The 16859-nt window shown below is 46.2% G+C and carries 20 protein-coding genes and 2 pseudogenes; 9 read left to right on the top strand and 13 right to left on the bottom strand.

Annotated features, from left to right (window positions below):
* Positions 1–101: 101 nt before the first annotated feature.
* The 3 genes and pseudogenes from galU to O3276_RS14375 all read right to left on the bottom strand — a co-directional run bounded on the left by galU (position 102) and on the right by O3276_RS14375 (position 2534).
* Positions 102–928 (bottom strand): annotated as a pseudogene (galU, locus tag O3276_RS14385) (UTP--glucose-1-phosphate uridylyltransferase GalU).
* A gap of 117 nt (positions 929–1045) precedes the next feature.
* Positions 1046–1645 (bottom strand): hypothetical protein, encoded by a 600-nt coding sequence (locus O3276_RS14380; protein WP_269671972.1) that lies wholly within the window; start codon positions 1643–1645, stop codon positions 1046–1048.
* 160 nt (positions 1646–1805) lie between these two features.
* Positions 1806–2534 (bottom strand): tyrosine-protein phosphatase, encoded by a 729-nt coding sequence (locus tag O3276_RS14375; RefSeq protein WP_269671971.1) that lies wholly within the window; start codon positions 2532–2534, stop codon positions 1806–1808.
* Between the two features lie 43 nt (positions 2535–2577).
* On the opposite strand from O3276_RS14375, the gene O3276_RS14370 reads away from it, so the two are divergent.
* The 3 genes from O3276_RS14370 to O3276_RS14360 all read left to right on the top strand — a co-directional run bounded on the left by O3276_RS14370 (position 2578) and on the right by O3276_RS14360 (position 3914).
* Positions 2578–2865 (top strand): BrnT family toxin, encoded by a 288-nt coding sequence (locus tag O3276_RS14370; protein WP_269671970.1) that lies wholly within the window; start codon positions 2578–2580, stop codon positions 2863–2865.
* Between the two features lie 3 nt (positions 2866–2868).
* Positions 2869–3081 (top strand): BrnA antitoxin family protein, encoded by a 213-nt coding sequence (locus tag O3276_RS14365; protein WP_269671969.1) that lies wholly within the window; start codon positions 2869–2871, stop codon positions 3079–3081.
* A 251-nt stretch (positions 3082–3332) separates the two neighbouring features.
* Complete coding sequence (locus O3276_RS14360; RefSeq protein ID WP_269671968.1) at positions 3333–3914, top strand: putative ATP-dependent zinc protease; 582 nt, start codon at positions 3333–3335, stop codon at positions 3912–3914.
* 140 nt (positions 3915–4054) lie between these two features.
* On the opposite strand, the gene O3276_RS14355 is transcribed toward O3276_RS14360, so the two are convergent.
* Positions 4055–5455 (bottom strand): O-antigen ligase family protein, encoded by a 1401-nt coding sequence (locus O3276_RS14355; protein ID WP_269671967.1) that lies wholly within the window; start codon positions 5453–5455, stop codon positions 4055–4057.
* A gap of 78 nt (positions 5456–5533) precedes the next feature.
* On the opposite strand from O3276_RS14355, the gene O3276_RS14350 reads away from it, so the two are divergent.
* The gene (locus O3276_RS14350) at positions 5534–5911 is read left to right on the top strand and encodes a GxxExxY protein (RefSeq protein ID WP_269671966.1); all 378 of its coding nucleotides are present in this window, start codon (positions 5534–5536) and stop codon (positions 5909–5911) included.
* 122 nt (positions 5912–6033) lie between these two features.
* On the opposite strand, the gene O3276_RS14345 is transcribed toward O3276_RS14350, so the two are convergent.
* The 3 genes from O3276_RS14345 to O3276_RS14335 form a co-directional block, all read right to left on the bottom strand.
* Positions 6034–7404 (bottom strand): undecaprenyl-phosphate glucose phosphotransferase, encoded by a 1371-nt coding sequence (locus tag O3276_RS14345; RefSeq protein ID WP_269671965.1) that lies wholly within the window; start codon positions 7402–7404, stop codon positions 6034–6036.
* A gap of 126 nt (positions 7405–7530) precedes the next feature.
* Complete coding sequence (locus O3276_RS14340) at positions 7531–7893, bottom strand: VanZ family protein (RefSeq protein ID WP_269671964.1); 363 nt, start codon at positions 7891–7893, stop codon at positions 7531–7533.
* 124 nt (positions 7894–8017) lie between these two features.
* Positions 8018–9409, bottom strand: a complete 1392-nt coding sequence (locus O3276_RS14335) for a phosphohexomutase domain-containing protein (RefSeq protein ID WP_269671963.1) — start codon at positions 9407–9409, stop codon at positions 8018–8020.
* A gap of 110 nt (positions 9410–9519) precedes the next feature.
* Between O3276_RS14335 and O3276_RS14330 the strand changes: the two genes are divergently transcribed.
* The 5 genes from O3276_RS14330 to O3276_RS14310 all read left to right on the top strand — a co-directional run bounded on the left by O3276_RS14330 (position 9520) and on the right by O3276_RS14310 (position 11114).
* A complete protein-coding gene (locus O3276_RS14330) occupies positions 9520–9843 on the top strand; it encodes a type II toxin-antitoxin system RelE/ParE family toxin (RefSeq protein ID WP_269671962.1) in 324 nt (107 codons plus the stop codon).
* 36 nt (positions 9844–9879) lie between these two features.
* Positions 9880–10230, top strand: coding sequence for a helix-turn-helix domain-containing transcriptional regulator (locus O3276_RS14325; protein WP_269671961.1), 351 nt, complete (start codon positions 9880–9882; stop codon positions 10228–10230).
* Complete coding sequence (locus O3276_RS14320; RefSeq protein WP_269671960.1) at positions 10227–10355, top strand: hypothetical protein; 129 nt, start codon at positions 10227–10229, stop codon at positions 10353–10355. The genes O3276_RS14325 and O3276_RS14320 overlap by 4 nt, the downstream gene beginning before the upstream one ends.
* Positions 10356–10434: 79 nt before the next feature.
* Positions 10435–10692 (top strand): type II toxin-antitoxin system Phd/YefM family antitoxin, encoded by a 258-nt coding sequence (locus O3276_RS14315; RefSeq protein WP_269671959.1) that lies wholly within the window; start codon positions 10435–10437, stop codon positions 10690–10692.
* Positions 10692–11114 carry a type II toxin-antitoxin system VapC family toxin gene (locus O3276_RS14310; protein ID WP_269671958.1) on the top strand — a complete coding sequence of 141 codons (423 nt, stop codon included), beginning with the start codon at positions 10692–10694 and terminating at the stop codon, positions 11112–11114. Before O3276_RS14315 ends, O3276_RS14310 begins: the two co-directional genes overlap by 1 nt.
* A gap of 30 nt (positions 11115–11144) precedes the next feature.
* Here O3276_RS14310 and O3276_RS14305 read toward each other — a convergent pair whose 3' ends face one another.
* The 6 genes and pseudogenes from O3276_RS14305 to O3276_RS14280 form a co-directional block, all read right to left on the bottom strand.
* Positions 11145–11408, bottom strand: a complete 264-nt coding sequence (locus tag O3276_RS14305; protein ID WP_269671957.1) for a DUF2442 domain-containing protein — start codon at positions 11406–11408, stop codon at positions 11145–11147.
* A complete protein-coding gene (locus O3276_RS14300; protein WP_269675993.1) occupies positions 11401–11667 on the bottom strand; it encodes a DUF4160 domain-containing protein in 267 nt (88 codons plus the stop codon). The genes O3276_RS14305 and O3276_RS14300 overlap by 8 nt, the downstream gene beginning before the upstream one ends.
* A gap of 190 nt (positions 11668–11857) precedes the next feature.
* Positions 11858–13335 (bottom strand): annotated as a pseudogene (locus O3276_RS14295) (mannose-1-phosphate guanylyltransferase/mannose-6-phosphate isomerase).
* Complete coding sequence (locus O3276_RS14290) at positions 13335–13844, bottom strand: glycosyltransferase (protein WP_269671956.1); 510 nt, start codon at positions 13842–13844, stop codon at positions 13335–13337. The pseudogene O3276_RS14295 and the gene O3276_RS14290 overlap by 1 nt, the downstream one beginning before the upstream one ends.
* A gap of 166 nt (positions 13845–14010) precedes the next feature.
* Entirely contained in the window at positions 14011–14469 is a 459-nt protein-coding gene (locus O3276_RS14285) for a glycosyltransferase family protein (RefSeq protein ID WP_269671955.1), read from the bottom strand.
* A 474-nt stretch (positions 14470–14943) separates the two neighbouring features.
* Complete coding sequence (locus tag O3276_RS14280) at positions 14944–16848, bottom strand: acyltransferase family protein (protein ID WP_269671954.1); 1905 nt, start codon at positions 16846–16848, stop codon at positions 14944–14946.
* Positions 16849–16859: the final 11 nt, after the last annotated feature.

The following is a 16859-nucleotide window of genomic DNA, read 5'->3' as shown; positions in this document are numbered from 1 at the left end:
AGGTAAAGGCCAGAGCAATAAAGAACAGCGCTTGCCGAGCGAAGGCGGGAATAGTGAGCAGGTGGGTAACCCGCTGGTTCAACCAGGCTTTTACTGATTGTTCAACGAGCATAAAGTTTATCGTAGCAATAGTTGGTCGCTTCGATAAAACCTTCAATACTGCCACAGTCAAACCGTCTTCCCTTGAATTTATAAGCCAGCACACAACCACGCTGAGCCTGGCCATCAGGGCATCGGTGATCTGGATCTCGCCGCCCTTGCCGGGTTTGATGTCTCTGATCAGGTCAAAAATATCCGGAGTCAGGATGTAGCGGCCAATAATGGCCAGGTTACTGGGCGCATCTTCCCTGGCAGGTTTTTCCACCATATTTTCCACACGGATCAGGTCATCGGAAATGGTTTGCCCGGCAATCAAGCCGTACTTATGCACTTGATCTTCCGGCACTTCCATTACCGCTACAATGGAGCAGCGAAACTGTTTGTAGAGTTGGGCCATTTGCGCCAGTACACCGGGGCCATCCGGGTTAATGCACAGATCATCCGCCAGCACCACACCAAAGGGTTGTTCACCGATCAGGGATTCGCCGGAAAGAATGGCATGGCCCAATCCTTTCATCTCCCGCTGACGGGTGTAGGAGAAAGTACATTCATCAATCAGCTGACGTATATTGGTGAGCAGCGATTCCTTATCGCTACCGGCAATCTGGTGTTCCAGCTCATAGTTGGCATCGAAGTGGTCTTCCAGGGCACGCTTGCCCCGGCCCGTCACCATGCAGATATCAGCCAGATTCGCTTCCAGGGCTTCTTCAACCCCGTATTCAATCAGCGGTTTGGAAACCACCGGCATCATCTCTTTGGGCATGCTTTTGGTGGCTGGGAGAAAGCGGGTGCCGTAACCGGCGGCGGGGAAAAGGCATTTTTTAAGCATGAGGTGTACTTGGGTGGTTGATAGATTTTTTTTGAACCACAAAGGCACAAAGAACACAAAGAAAAGCTTTTCTTGTCTTTTCCTTTGTGTTCTTAGTGCCTTTGTGGTGCCAATGCTTTAAGGCAGCGGATATTGCCTTTCTATTTGCTTGGCCCGGTATGGATAAATCTTCGTCAGCCGTTGCTGGCTCTGGTCGAGCATATGCTGAAGCGGTTCGTTTAACCATCCGCGATAATACCTGCCGAGGATGGTGGCGTTTTCCATTACCTGCTGTTCCCAGGGGCCGAGCTGGTCGGCACGGACTAAAGCTAGTTCAAATGGTTGATCAATTAACGAACGTTGTGCACGGGCCAGGGCATAACTGCTCCAGCTGTAGGGCCAGCCGGGTCTTAATACGATGGCCTGCTGCCAGGCATCCAGTTCCATTGGTTCCCCTGAGTCGGTGACTGACCAGCCGTTTTTTACTCCACGGTCCAGCACCTTGGCTCGCAGCATCTGCAAATCGGGAGAGCCCGGCATATTTTCCAGGGCATTATCGGCACCGGCGAGAGTCAATTGCCACTCTTCTTTATCCACTGTAAACCCGGCATCTTCGTTTGTTTCCGTTTCCCAGTGATTAAGAAAAACTTCGGTCTGGGAGCGCCAGACTTCCGATTGCACCAGATTCCATGCCGTATTAAAGGCCGCTGCCAGCAGAACTATCCCTGGCAGAACCATCAACCATCTCTTGTACACCGTGCGTGATTCCCTTTAAAAGCTTTTTCACCACAAAGGCACAAAGGCACGAAGAAGAGCAAAAGACTGGTAAGAGCAAAGCGCTTACAAAAAAACGCTTTTCCTTTGTGTCTTTGTGCCTTTGTGGTTCAAAAAAAATCCATCAGCCACTAAAAAGCGAAAAGGTCAGCAGATCCGGATTGGTCAGCGTCAACTGATCCCGAACCGCTTTCCCATACCACTCATCCAGCACCTCCGTCGCAGCTTTCATAGCCGGAGGTCTTCGCTTGGCATGATGAGCATCCGAAGCCACAAACTGCACCAGCTCATGGTCCAGTAACCAGCGGGCAGTGTTCTGGGCCTTCTCACCAAAAAAGCCGGGAATACAACCGGCGGTCACCTGCAGCAATGCACCCCGCTCTACCAACGGAAAGATCCGCTCCGGGTATGCCATCAACTCTTTATTCCTTTCCGGGTGAGCAATCACTACCCGCACCTGCTGGCGATCCAGCCATTCCAGCATTGGTTCAATACCCATCGGAATATTGCCATGGGGCATTTCCAACAGCAGGCACTCGTAACCGTCCCACTTACCAATCATTGGGATCAGTTTCTGCCGCAACTGAAACATCAGCTCATCGCTAAAGCGCACTTCCGCCCCCATGGCCAGCTGAACACCAATACCAGCTTGCTGGACATGGCCAACCAGCACATCAAAGGCGGGGGCAATAGTGTTGATATCGTTGTCGTAACGACCGGGATGCATATGGGGCGTACAGACCATCCGCTGGATATCATTGGCTTCGGCTATCCGCAGCAGTTCCAGGGATTGCTCCAGGGTGTCGGGGCCGTCATCAATTGAGGGGATAATATGGTTATGAATATCAATCAAAATAGCGCCTTGAAATACACTACATCGTAGTTACACTGTAAGGGTGAGTACTTTTACTTTCGAATGGCATCCGGAAAAATCCCGGAAAAACCTTGCAAAGCACGGCATCAGCTTCGAGGAAGCAAAATCGGTGTTCTCAGATAACAATGCCTTGCTGATCAATGATCCCGACCACTCAGAAGAGGAAGACCGTTTCGTTCTACTGGGTTTAAGTGCCAGCCTGAACATGTTGGTGGTATGTCATTGCTACCGGAGTGAACCGGAAACCATCCGAATCATTTCAGCGAGACGCGCCACTAAAACAGAAACAGCTACCTATAAAGGGAGATAACCCATGAGAGACGAGTATGACTTCAGCAAGGGGGTGAAAAATCCCTATGCAAAAAAGCTGAAAAAACAGATCACTATCCGTGTTGATGAGGACGCCATCGACTACTTCAAAACCTTGTCTGAAGAGTTGGGTATGCCTTATCAAAGCCTGATTAACCTTTACCTTAAAGACTGTGCCGATAAGCAACGCAAGCTTAATTTATCCTGGAAAGAGTAATAAAAAAAACGCTGCCCGCTTCCCGCTTCCCGAAAAAGATAAGATTGAGGCTTTTACGGGAAGCGGGCGGCAGGAAGCGGTCTTTTCAGGCGCAGTTATCCAAAAACAATCACCCAACGCCAAAGCCCTGACAGGAAATAACGGGGTATATCGCCATTTAATACCTCTGGTCAGCGCCGCCCGGCAACACCATCCTCCACGAATACAGTTAAGGAAAGGTTAAAAGAAGTAGTACCTTCATGGAGGAAGAGATGTTGTATTCTCCCGGGCTGCGCTCTGCAGCTGGTTTTCTTTTACTAATGCTGATGCTGTTATTCCCGTTACTGTCTCCGCCCCTTTCGGCCAGCTCTCCGGAACAGTGCAATATTGGCAAACGATACCTGGTGGGTCATCTGGAAACCGTAACCCGTATTGACCATCAGTTTGATACCCAACTGTCGGCATTGATTGACTCCGGCTCCACCACATCCTCTATGGATGCCAGGGATATAACATTCGAAACCTTAGGCACTAATCCCCACTGGGTAAGGTTTAAAATCATGACAGAGCGAGGCGGCCATGGCCGGGAAGTGACCCTGCTCAAACCCGTTAAACGGTATATCCGTGTACAAACCCATACTGGGAAACCACAGCGACGGCCAGTGATCGAAGCCACCATTGAACTGGGCAATATCAAAACCACCACAGAATTCAGCCTTACCTCCCGCTCGAACTTTCCCCAGAGTATTCTTCTGGGTCGTAATACCCTGGATGACCTGGCGGTAATTGATACCTCACAAAAGTACCTGTTGGATAGCTGCCAGTCAGTCGGAGACATTGCGTTCAGCCACTGAAAACGGTGGCTACAAGACTTAAAAGCTATTCACCACAAAGGCACAAAGACACAAAGTTTTTAGGTTTGCCAGCGCTACGCGCTGCAAACAAAAGAAAGTCTTCCTTTGTGTCTTTGTGCCTTTGTGGTGAAAAAAATCTTTTACCGACGCACTTTACCCACTGTCGGCAAATATCGCGCCAGCACCCCCAACGCCATCATGCAGACAAAATAAGCTGAGTTAGAAGGAACCTGCAGATTAAAATCCACCGATGAGTGAATCATAATGGCCAGAATCCCCATAAACGCAGTAAAGCCCATCCCGACCATCAACCGGTTCCGCCGCTGCCGCATAGCCACAATGGCATGCCAGGCTGCCGCCAGCACCATCAACGCCAGAATCCCATAAACAGGCAAACCAAACTCCAGCGGAAACTGCAGAAAATCATTATGAGCCAGATCGTAATACCCCTTCCAACTGCCATCATGATAAGCAGGCAGCGTCGTGTAGAACGAGCCACCACCGGTGCCGGTCAACCCATAATCACCAATAGCATCCAATGTCACTTCCGAGACATTAGGCCGGGTCTCCCGTTCCAGCGAAGTCTGCTCAATCCGCTCCACCACTTTCTCAAGCCCAAACCACTGGCTGACAATAGCGGTATCAATCACCAGCAAACTGACAAACAGCACCACCATCCCCCGGCTCAGCTGCTTACGACAGATCACGTACAACAAGCCGGTAATCATCAAACTGGAGAAAAACGCCGTATTGCCCATACGGGAACGGGAGAGCACCAGACCAATCACCATAATGGCCAGCCCTGTGCGGAGGATCACCTTATTGCTCATCAGGGTTTTCAGGGTACGATGCAGCCACTCCTGCCAGCTTTGGGAAGCACGCTCATTTAGCTGGGCAATCAGCAACCCCATCCCTGCGGCCAGGGTCATCTCCAGGCAACCGGCAAAGCTATTGCGGTTGACAAAAGTACCACTGGCGACACCGAAGTAAGAAGGCTTATCCCGGAACAGCAAAACCTCCAGACCCGAAAGCGTACTTAACGAACCAAACACCGCCTGAAACACACCGGCCACCACCAACACCCAGGCAAAAGCCCGAAGCTTCTCCGGCCTGTCGATCAGTAGCAGGCACAGGCAAAACAGCAGATAGTAAGCCAGCGTCAGCAAGGCCGTCATCAGCGTGGCAAAAGGATCAATAGAGAGGGGAAGCAATTCTGGCAGTGGCAAGCCCAGTGCCAGATAAGCCTGAGAATGAATATCCCAGGCATGGGGGGAGAGTGCCTTTACCCAGTCCGCAGGTAATGGCAGCTGTTGTATAAAAAGCCAACTGGTGACCAGAATAAACCCGAGGTGGATCCATCGGGCCTTTTGAAAAGCGAGGGTTACCGGCAGCCGGTTCCGGGCATAACCCAGCAACCAGAACAGTGCCAGCCCATAGACCAGCATCATCAAAATCCCCATGGCCCAAGGGGGCTTGCTGCCTTCAGGTAACGGCAACCAGAACATCACCGCCAACAGCGGCCAGAACAGAGTTTTTTTCATTTTTTTGAACCACAAAGGCACAAAGACACAAAGGTTTTCTATATTTGGCCTTTCGAACTAATAAATATGAGAATTAATATGAAGGAAGAGTCTGATCAACTATCGTCGGTAATCATTGGCGCTGCCATTGAAGTTCACCGGCATCTTGGCCCCGGGTTATTGGAAAATACGTATGAGCGGGCGCTTATATTTGAGCTTGAACAAAAAGGTCTGGAGCTAAAAAATCAGGAGCCAGTACCCGTTATCTACAAAGGGCAGAGTCTGGGAACTGATTATAAGCTCGACCTGTTGGTGAATGACCTCGTTATTGTGGAACTGAAAGCGGTAGAAAAGGTACTGCCGATCCATAAGGCACAGTTACTCACCTATCTCAAACTGAAAAAACGTTGGCTTGGGTTGCTGATTAACTTTAATGAACCTGTTTTAAAGCAGGGTGTGGTGCGGGTTGTGAATTAAAAGCTTTTTCACCACAAAGGCACAAAGACACAAAGGTTTTTTGGGTTTGCCAGCGCTACGCGCTGCAAACAAAAGAAAGTCTTCCTTTGTGTCTTTGTGCCTTTGTGGTTCAAAAAAGTCTTTTAATAAGCGTTCGGGTTCATAAACCCTTTGAATACGGTGCCAATAATGATCTTGATATCCAGCCACAGCGACCAGTTATTGATATATTCCAGGTCACACTCCACCCGGCGTTCCATTTTCTCCAGTGTGTCGGTCTCGCCTCTGAAGCCCCGCACCTGGGCCAGCCCGGTAATGCCCGGTTTTACCTTATGCCGCTTCATATAAGATTCCACCAGATCCTTGTAATACTCGTTATGTGCCAGCGCATGAGGCCGGGGCCCAACAATAGACATCCGCCCCTGCAAAACATTAATAAACTGTGGCAACTCATCCAGACTGGTACGGCGAATAAAAGCCCCCACCTTTGTCACCCGTGGATCACCTTTAGTGGCCTGGGTCACCTTGCCTTCGCCTTCCTGGTGCACCTTCATACTGCGGAACTTATAAACCTTCACCTGCTGCCCAGCAGCACCATGCCTGAACTGCTTGAAAAACACTGGCCCCGGTGACGATAGTTTCACCGCAATAGCCACACCAATCATGACCGGCGAAATCAACAGCAGAATCAGGCTGCCAATCACAATATCCGACACCCGTTTGATAATGGCATTAATGCTGTCCATAGGTGAACAGCTGATATCCAGGGAATAAAATTCACCAATTTTGGTAATGGTATGGTTCAGCAGCGGCAGATCTTGCAGCCCCGGCATATAACGGATATTGGCAGTACTGTGGCGCAGGGCAAACATCACCGGCTGTAAAATAGAGTTTTTGTTAAAGGGTATGCAGAGCCAGCACTCATCAAAAGTTTCATCCTTAGCCAGATACTGCTCCAGCTCCGCCAGTGCCTGCGCATTATTATCATGCTTGATAATATGCTGCATCCGGTAACCGTAGCCGTTGTCTTTGGAGAAGTATTGGCGCATGGCTGCAAAGTTACGGCCATCGCCAATCACCAGCACATGGCGGGTATTGCGGCCACGGCGACGGAAAACCCTGAGTAGCTGGTAAAGCGCAAACCGCAATACTAACGCCATGGGGATAGTAGTACCAATCCAGATACCCAGCCATACCCGGGAATACTGTTCGGTGCTTTTGGTCATCACCAGAAACGCCACCAGGGCAACAAACGACAGACACCAGGCAATAAATACCTTGGCTATTCGTTCACTGATCCTCCGCCCCCGCCATGGGGCATACACATCGCATAAAAACGAAAACACCACAACCAGCAAAGCCTGCATATACATCAGGTTAAGGTAGTGAGTGGCATGGTCTCCAAAGCGGACATATTCCGAAAGCTCTGCACATCCAAAGGCAATGGCAACATCCATAATGACCAGGGAGATCAGGGGAAGCCGCGATCGGCCTGATAATAACGAGGTAGGCATCTACATAAAATCCATCTTTTTTTTCACCACAAAGGCACAAAGACACAAAGTTTTTATGGGGTTGACTGCGCTACGCGCAACAAACAAAAGAAAAAGTCTTCCTTTGTGCCTTCGTGTCTTTGTGGTTCAACCGCTTTTAACCAACCGAAACTGCGAAACCAGAAAGGGCAAAGCAGCCAGCAACAACCCGGCACAGGTCACCAGAAAATCCAGCGGATTAAAGCTACGCAATGGCAAAACAAACTGCAAACTTTCATCCAGGGCACAGCCAATCACCAACAACAGTAACAACCAGCCCCGGTGCCAGAACCCTGAGCTGGCCAAGTGGGCCAGCACCGAAAGTATAAAGGCCATCAGAAAATGCATCTGCAGATTGCCACCCAGAAAACGCTCAATACTGCCCCAGGCCCAGTGGCCATAGCCGAGGCTTTTGCTGGCGGAAAGAATCACCAAAAAGGCCAGCCAGCCAACCGCTAAAATCCTTACCAAATCTTGGGTCCTTTTTTTGCACCACAAAGGCACAAAGAGCACAAAGGAAAAGCATTTTTCTGTAAGAGCTTTGCTCTTACCAGTCTTTTGCCTTTGCTCTTCTTTGTGCCTTTGTGGTGCCAAATCACTGCCGAATCAAACTCAACAGTTCAGAAGTTTTCGCTTCCATCAGCGGCACATCCCCCCGGCTCTCCACATTCAGCCGAATCACCGGTTCAGTGTTAGAAAGCCGCAGGTTAAACCGCCACTCCCCCATATCCAGTGAGATCCCATCGGTATGGTCCACAGCCACCGCATCCTGTTCATAAATCGCCAGAATCCGGTCAATAGCCGCCTGAGGGGCATCCAATGTACTGTTGATCTCACCAGAAGATGGGAACAAAGCAATGCGTTCGGCCACCAGTTCAGAAAGCTTCTTACCCTTATGGGACATTAACTCCGTTACCAGCAACCAGGGAATCATCCCGGAGTCACAGTAGGCAAAGTCACGGAAATAATGATGGGCACTCATCTCACCGCCATACACCGCATCTTCTTCCCGCATGCGCTCCTTGATAAAAGCATGACCGGTTTTACACAACACCGGCACACCACCCGCTGCAGAAACCTGGTCAATAGTATTCCAGGTCAACCGGGGATCATGAATAATCTTCGCCCCAGGATAATGCGCCAGAAACGCCTCACCCAGCAGCCCGACAATATAATACCCCTCAATAAACTGGCCTTTCTCATCAAACAGGAAACACCGGTCAAAATCCCCATCCCAGGCAATGCCCATATCAGTGTTATGCTCAAGCACCGCGTCCACAGTTGTCTGCCGACAGTCGTGTAACAGCGGATTAGGAATCCCATGGGGAAAATTCCCATCCGGCTCATGATGAATCTTCACAAACTCCACCGGCACAGAGGCTGCCTTAAACCGCTCTTCAATAGCATCAATCACATGCCCTGCAGCCCCATTACCGGCATTCACCACCAGTTTCAAAGGCTTCAATTCCGCAAGATTAATATACCCAAGAATATGATCCACATAAGCCGACAAATTAGAAACTTCCCGATAACCACCCATTAAAATCTTATCTTTTCCTTTGTGTTCTTTGTGCCTTTGTGGTGCAAAAAAATCTTCAGCCAACCGCTGAATTTCCCGCAACCCGGTATCCCCGGAAATCGGCTTACTCTCCTCCCGCACCAGCTTCATCCCGTTATAATCTTTCGGGTTATGGCTGGCCGTAACCATAATGCCCCCATCCGCCTGCAGATGCGCAGTAGCAAAATAGACCTCCTCGGTACCGCACAGGCCAATATCAATCACATCCACACCACCGGCTCGCAGCCCATCACTAAGAGCGGCTTTAAGCTCAGGTGTAGATAAGCGAATATCACCACCCACAACGACAGTCTTGGGCTTTAAATATTCAGCAGTAGCCCGGCCAATGCGCCAGGCAATATCTTCATTCAATTCATCAGGCATGCGGCCACGGATATCGTAGGCCTTAAAACAAGAGAGAGCGGTCATTGTAAACCCCGAAAATAAAACCCCTGCAACCAGCTGACTGATTGACTAAGTTGACATCACAATAAATGCAGCTTGCCAAAAGTAACATATAAGTTACCATGAATATGAAGATGACCGTGCTTGAATACCTGCAAAAAGACGGTAAAAGTCCTTACCAGCGGTGGTTTGACCAACTACCTGTGCAGGCCGCAGCCAAAGTTGCAACCGCGAAAGTCAGGATGGAGCTGGGTAATATCTCCGCCATCAAATGGTTTGATGGCCTTGGTGAGTATCGGATTCACTGGGGGCCCGGACTACGAATTTACCTGGCTCGAGATGGCGAAAAGATCATCCTGTTGCTGGGCGGTGGTGATAAATCAACGCAACGCAGAGATATCGCCCGGGCAAAAGAGCGTTGGTCCGATTATCAGACCAGAAAAACAAACCGGCTTTAATGCAGGTATAAGCCAAAAACCAGGAAGAACATTGTTATGCCATTGACACGGGATTTCAAACAGACCATACAGGCCAGGGCAGAACGTGACCCGGATTTTGCCTGTGCCCTGCTGGACGAAGCCGCAACCCTGTTCCTTAACGGTGAACCCGATGCAGCCCGAATGATATTAAGGGATCTTGTAAATGCCACTGTCGGTTTCGAACAGCTGGCGAATACTACCCAAAAATCCAGCAAAAGCCTGCATCGAATGTTATCAGGCAATGGAAACCCCAGTATGGATAATCTGGCTGGCATATTTTCCGCACTACGTGAAAACCTGAAGGTTTCACTACAGGTTCAGATTGTGCCTGAGCCAGAAGCTCCGGGCAGGGACATCAGACAATGAGCGTACTCACCATTAGACTGACCGAAACAGCCATGAGCAAAAAAGACCACGAGCGCCTGAAGCAACTGGCCAAATCCAGGAATATCAGCCTCAACAAACTGATGGATGAAGCAACACTGTCCTGAAATAACTGTCATATGAAACTTTAACAATCACACGAATGTAGCTACATTACTACATAGATATAAAATAGGAGAAAGAACAGTGAGTAGAACAACCCTTACATCACGCACATTCAACCAGAATGTCACCGAAGCCAAGCGATCAGCACTTGAGCACCCGGTATTTATCACCGACAGAGGCAATATCACCCACGTATTGTTGAATATCGATCACTACAAAGAGATCACCCGCAACTCGGCCAATATCATTGACCTGCTGGCAATGCCTGACGCAGAAGATATTGATTTAGAGGTTGAGCCTTTAAAAGACAACATCCTCAAGCCTGGAGACTTCTCTTAATGTACCTGCTTGACACAAATGTTGTTTCAGAATTAAGAAAGTGCAGTACTGGTAAAGGCAACGCTTCTGTTGGTAATTGGGCCAGAACAGTGACACCTAACGAACTTTACCTATCCGCCATAACCATTCTGGAAATAGAAATGGGTATTTTATTAAAGCAGAGGAAGGACCCGAAGCAGGGGGCGATACTCCGGCAATGGCTGAACCAGAAAATGCTACCTGCCTTTGAAGGCCGTATTTTACCGCTGGATACCACCATTGCCCTTGCCTGTGCCCAGCTACACATTCCTGACCCCAAATCCGAACGGGACGCAATGATTGCTGCCACTGCCATCACTCATCAATTGACCGTAGTCACCCGGAACATTGATGATTTTAAGCACACCGGAGTAAAGTTACTGAACCCTTGGGAGGGTGTTTAGGAACTGTCCTGAAATGACCCCGGTTTTTTACTAAGCAGCAGGCTTAACCAGCTTACCGGACTCTTCCAGTCTTTTATAAAGGCTACCTGCACTGAACTCCAGGCCATTAGGCCAGCAAAGCGCCCCTAGTTCGATAAAGAAACGTTGGAAAAAAGCGGCATCATCCAAAGCCCGGGTAAGGCTGGTTTTATGTGACAGCATTTCGCTGAAATCCATAACACCAAAGCTGCCATCAGAAAAATGAAGCTTTATTTCCACCCCTGCCTGATAAACAGCCTGAACGATTTTAATCATTGTCAGCTCCTGCTATACGCTCAAGTGGTTGAAGGTCCATTGCCCTTTGCCAGTTGTCTGCCAGCTCAGCTTGATGTGAAAAACACCAGTCGCCCACAAGCTTTGCTGCTTTTTTGGGTAAACCACCTTCCAGAATATGGCCTGTGGATATTTCTACCAGGGCCTCATGCCCCTGATACTCGGCATGAATATGCGGTGGGGCATGATCAGCGTGGTACATCCTGATATAAATCCCAAAAAAGCTTGATATTACTGGCATCATGGAAATCTTGTTGAGTGAATTATTATGGGGTGAACACCGTAGTTTATACCATTAGTTATGGGTGAAGAGTTAATGTTAAGGAACGCCTCCCGCTGCCCGTAAAAGATAAAAGCTTTGCTTTTTAGGGTAGCGGGAGGCGGGCAGCGGGAAGCGGGAAGCGTTCTTTTCAGCGACATTCACTCACCACTCAAGTTCGGCCGTAAGTATCTTCAAACCGGACAATATCATCTTCCCCAGATACCCCCCGCTCTGTACCTCGATCAATTCAAGATCAAACTTGCCGGGATTTTCCAATCGATGCACCACGCCAATGGGGATATAGGTAGACTGGTTTTCAGTCAGCAGAATTTCCTGATCGCCATTGGTGACCAGGGCGGTGCCTTTGACCACAATCCAGTGCTCGGCACGGTGATGGTGCATCTGCAAAGAGAGTTGGGCACCGGGTTTCACGGTAATTCGCTTAACCTGGAATCGGTCGCCCATATCAATGGAGTCATAAGCACCCCATGGGCGATAAACCTTCCGGTGTAATTTAGCTTCAGACCGGTTTGCTACCTTTAGCCGTTCAACGATCTTTTTAACATCCTGCACCCGATCTTTATGGGCCACTAGAATGGCGTCATCGCTATCGGTGATGATCAGATCATCAACACCCACGGTGGCAATCAGCTTCTTTTCACTGCGTACATAGGTATTGCGGGTATCATGCAACAGAACGTCACCCTGGAAAGCGTTGCCAGACTCATCCTTTTCACAGATATCTGCCAACGATGTCCAGGAGCCCACATCAGACCAACCCGCATCAAGAGGCACCACAACGGAGTCTGCGGTTTTTTCCATCACGGCATAATCGATAGATTCATCCGGGCAGGCATGAAAGGCCGCTTCATCCAGCCGGACAAAATCCAGGTCCGCGCTTTCAACCGCCATGGCCTTTTCACAGGCTTGCAGAATATCGGGGCGGAATTTGTTCAGCTCTTCCAGATAGCGGGAGGCTTTAAACAGGAACATGCCGGAGTTCCAGTAATAGTCACCGGAAGCTAGATAGCCTTGGGCCGTTTCCAGATCTGGCTTCTCAACAAACTGCTCAACAGGCATTATTTTTTCACCACAAAGACACGAAGGCACAAAGGTCTCTTTTTGCTTATCAGAAGAAAAACTTTGTGCCTTTGTGCCTTTGTGGTTCAAAGCTTTTATATATCCATAGCCCGTTTCCGCATAAGTAGGCACAATACCGAAAGTCACCAGCTTGCCATCTCTTGCTGCCGGTAATGCCGCTTCAATAGCCTGATGAAATGCCTGAACATTCTGAATCACATGGTCAGCTGCCAATACCAGGAGTAATGGGTCTTTTTCTTCAGACAGGGATTGAGCTTTCAGGGCCGCCAGAGCCAATGCGGGTGCCGTGTTTTTACCGACCGGTTCAAGAATAATGGCTGAAGCCTGCCGCCCAATCTGGCGGATTTGCTCTGCCACTAGGAAACGATGCTCTTCATTGGCAATCACCAACGGTGCAGATACAGAACCCAAACCATCCATGCGGGAGATGGTGTTCTGCAACATCGTATCTTCATTAACCAGGGGCAGAAACTGTTTAGGATAAAGAGAACGGGACTGGGGCCAGAGGCGGCTGCCGGAGCCGCCGGACATTATGACAGGTATAATCACTTGTTACTGGTACCGTTTAGTATTGACTGATGCTCTGCCCATTTAGCCATAACAAATTCATAAAACTCATGTTTAAATCTTTCTGTAGAAAATTGAATGGCATGTCTACGAATTTCAGCAGGGGCTAATAAGGAAGTGTTTTCAAATTTTTCAATAGCTTCGCATAGAGGTGATACTGATTGTTCATTGAAGAAAACCCCTGTTTTCCCATCAATAACAGTCTCTTTCAATCCACCTTTTGCATAGGCTATAACCGGTGTACCGCATGCTTGAGCTTCTACAGGAACAATTCCAAAATCTTCCTCTGCTGCGTATACAAAAGCACGTGCATTTTGCATTTTATCTTTTAATATATTAAATGGTTGGTGTCCTAACAACTGGACATTTGAAGGTGAAGCTTTCTTTACTTTGTCAAAATCAGGCCCGTCACCAATAACAATTAGCTTCTTATCTGGCATTTTTGAAAATGCTTTAACAATAAGATCATTTTTTTTATATGGAACCATTCTTGAACAGGTTAAGTAATAAGTATCCTTAGTGCTGCTTAGTTTAAAGTCTTCAATAGCAACATTGGGGTAAATTGTAGTTGACGACCTGCCGTAAACTTTTTTAATTCGTCTCCCAATATAATTAGAGTTTGCAATAAAATAGTCAACACCATTTGCGGTTCTATTATCCCAGATTCGAAACCTGTGAAGTAAATATTTGACTATCCCCCCCCTTTATCCCTTTCTTATAACCTGACTCAGCCAAGTATTGATGTTGTAAGTCCCATGCATACCTAACCGGTGAGTGACAGTAACAAATATGTAATTGATCAGGACCTATTAAAACTCCTTTAGCAGCACAATGGCTACTGGATATGATAAGATCATAACCACTTAAATCAAACTGCTCTATGGCATACGGAAATAACGGGAAGTAATTTCTATAGTTCTTCGATGCTCTTGGTAAATTTTGGATAAACGTTGTTTTAGTTTGCTTATTATGAATAAAACCACGACTATCATCAGATAAAAAATCGACGAGGGTGTATAAGTCCGCACTTGGAAAAAGGTTGATTATTTGCTCAAGGACTTTTTCTGCACCAGCATAGGTCACAAGCCAGTCATGTACAATTGCCACCTTCATGAATAATTCTTTCTCATAATTAAGTTAAATGTAAAATGATAAATTATAGAAACACACAAACTATAGGAAAATATCTTTCCGGCCATTTGTTTAAGTATTCAAAGCATTGCTAGTTTTCATAATAAATCACTGCCATGATAATCATGGTGAATACTTTTTAGTTAGAATTTTTTAATTAGCGAAGTAACCTTGAAGGTATTTTAGTAAGAAAATTAGCAAGGGAAAACTTAATCAGCTCTTACGCAGGTTGACTAAGCAGTTTTCACCCCTAATTCATGATCAATGTCTGTTAATAGGGAAAATGATGCTAAACCTGCATCCAGTTAACCCTTAAAAACAGGTTAACTAGGTGCAGCATTTTACTATGGGGAAAGATACATCGGCACTTACCGATTACTTCTGTAATTTACTATGGTTTTTTATCAGACAACCTGTAAAAGTGCCAGATAATCAGAAGCTTCTATATAATATGATTTATTTTATAAACGATAGAATATTACTAACCAATAAATCGGCACCTTTCAATGATGGGTGATCATCATCAAGGTAAAGCGGTACACCATATCGAAATGAATAACAGCTTTTTTCATCACAAAAATATTCTAATGGATCAATCAAGTACACATTGTCCGGAAATTTAGTATTTAATAATGTATTTCTAGGTAATTTATTTCTTATTAAATAATATTCCCGACTTGTTCCAATAATACTTTCAATCTTATTTCCGAAAATATTTTCCCTGAAAGCCACTTTATTTATATCTTCTGGAAGCTCAGGTATTGGCATGATAACAAATACCTTTTCTTTAGTATCAGCAAGATCTTTAATCAAAAGGGTCAGTGATTCCATTAGTTTCGCTCGGCCTTCAACTTTGGTTAAACCTTCACCTAGTGCTGGTTGCTGATCAGGCAAATTAGGATAACTTGAAATATTGTCACCAAAAAGGCTAGAAGTATAGCGATAACCAATAACTACATTTTTGATATTATCATCAGTGATAATTTTCTCCGCAACAGCATCAGTCCAGTTTACACAAGCATTATTTATTGTTCGCTTATATGCTATATCACAGGCTGAAAGGCTAAATTGTTTTAATCCGGTACCGGTTTCTTTTAATTTACTAGCCAATGCATAAGCGATTTCAATGGAGTGGCTGTTACCGAGTGTTGCCCACTTTGTATCTTCACCAAAATATTTGCAAGGGTTTTCAATCTTGCCATTGCATTCAAAAGCTTTTGGAGACCGTGCAATATTAACAAGCGAAGGGTTATTTAATCTTTCGGGCACTCCGTTGTTAATAAAAATATAAGATCCTGCTGCTCCAATAGTAATAACCATTAGTAATGGAGGATAAAGAAAAATTGTTTTTGCAGAAAGCCCATAGAATTTAAAGACAAATCTTTTTTCTATAAAATAGTAGGAAAGATAACCAGCAAAGAATGTAGTAATTATACCAATAGCAACAGAGGCAATATCATTCAAAGAAAAATAATTTAAAGCGACAACAATTGGCCAATGCCATAAATAAATAGAGTACGACGCGCTTCCTATACTCTGGAATACTTTATTATTCGTTGCATAAGAGTCATCCCTATTGGAAAAAATAATAATAGCTATACCGATGGTAGGTAATAATGAAAAATAACCTGGCCATACATCTGTTTCTGAAAATATAAAAAGTGAGGCAAGAACAAAAAATAGACCAACTTTTTCCAGAGCATACCTTGACCTATTGCTCATATCAGATGGGTACAAATAAACCATTCCACCCAACATCATTTCCCATGCACGTGCAGGCAAAAGATAATAAGCCTGTTCAGGGAAATTAAAAGAAACATACAGAGAATATATGAAACCAAACAGTGCGAGAACCGTTAATACAAACTTAGTATTCTTCAAACCGACAAAGCGGTTTAGGATCAAGATTACTACTGGATATATAACATAAAATTGCCATTCGACCGATAATGACCATGTGTGCAGTAGCCACTTGTACTTTGACGCAGCATCAAAGTAACCATCAGTTTCTAGTGAGTAAATTATATTAGAAATAAAACCTAAACTGCTTGCAGCATGTTTACTAAGCGGCTTGAAATCCAGTGGTGTTAAAAACATCCAACCAAAGATTAGTAGAAAAGCACATAGCACGGCTAATGAAGGTATAATTCTTCGAGCCCTGGCCATATAAAACAATATCAATGAAAATGTCTTTTTCTCTATACCATTAAAAATAATACCTGTCATTAAATAACCAGAAATGACAAAGAAGATGTCAACACCAGCAAAGCCACCTGGAAGCCAATTTTCATTAAAATGAAAGAGGACTACAGACAATACAGCGATGGCTCGTAATCCATTAATATCTTGTCTAAAATTCAAAGTTACATCCC

This window comes from Endozoicomonas sp. GU-1, assembly GCF_027366395.1.
Taxonomy (GTDB): domain Bacteria; phylum Pseudomonadota; class Gammaproteobacteria; order Pseudomonadales; family Endozoicomonadaceae; genus Endozoicomonas.
This window is presented reverse-complemented; position numbering and strand designations above follow the sequence as displayed.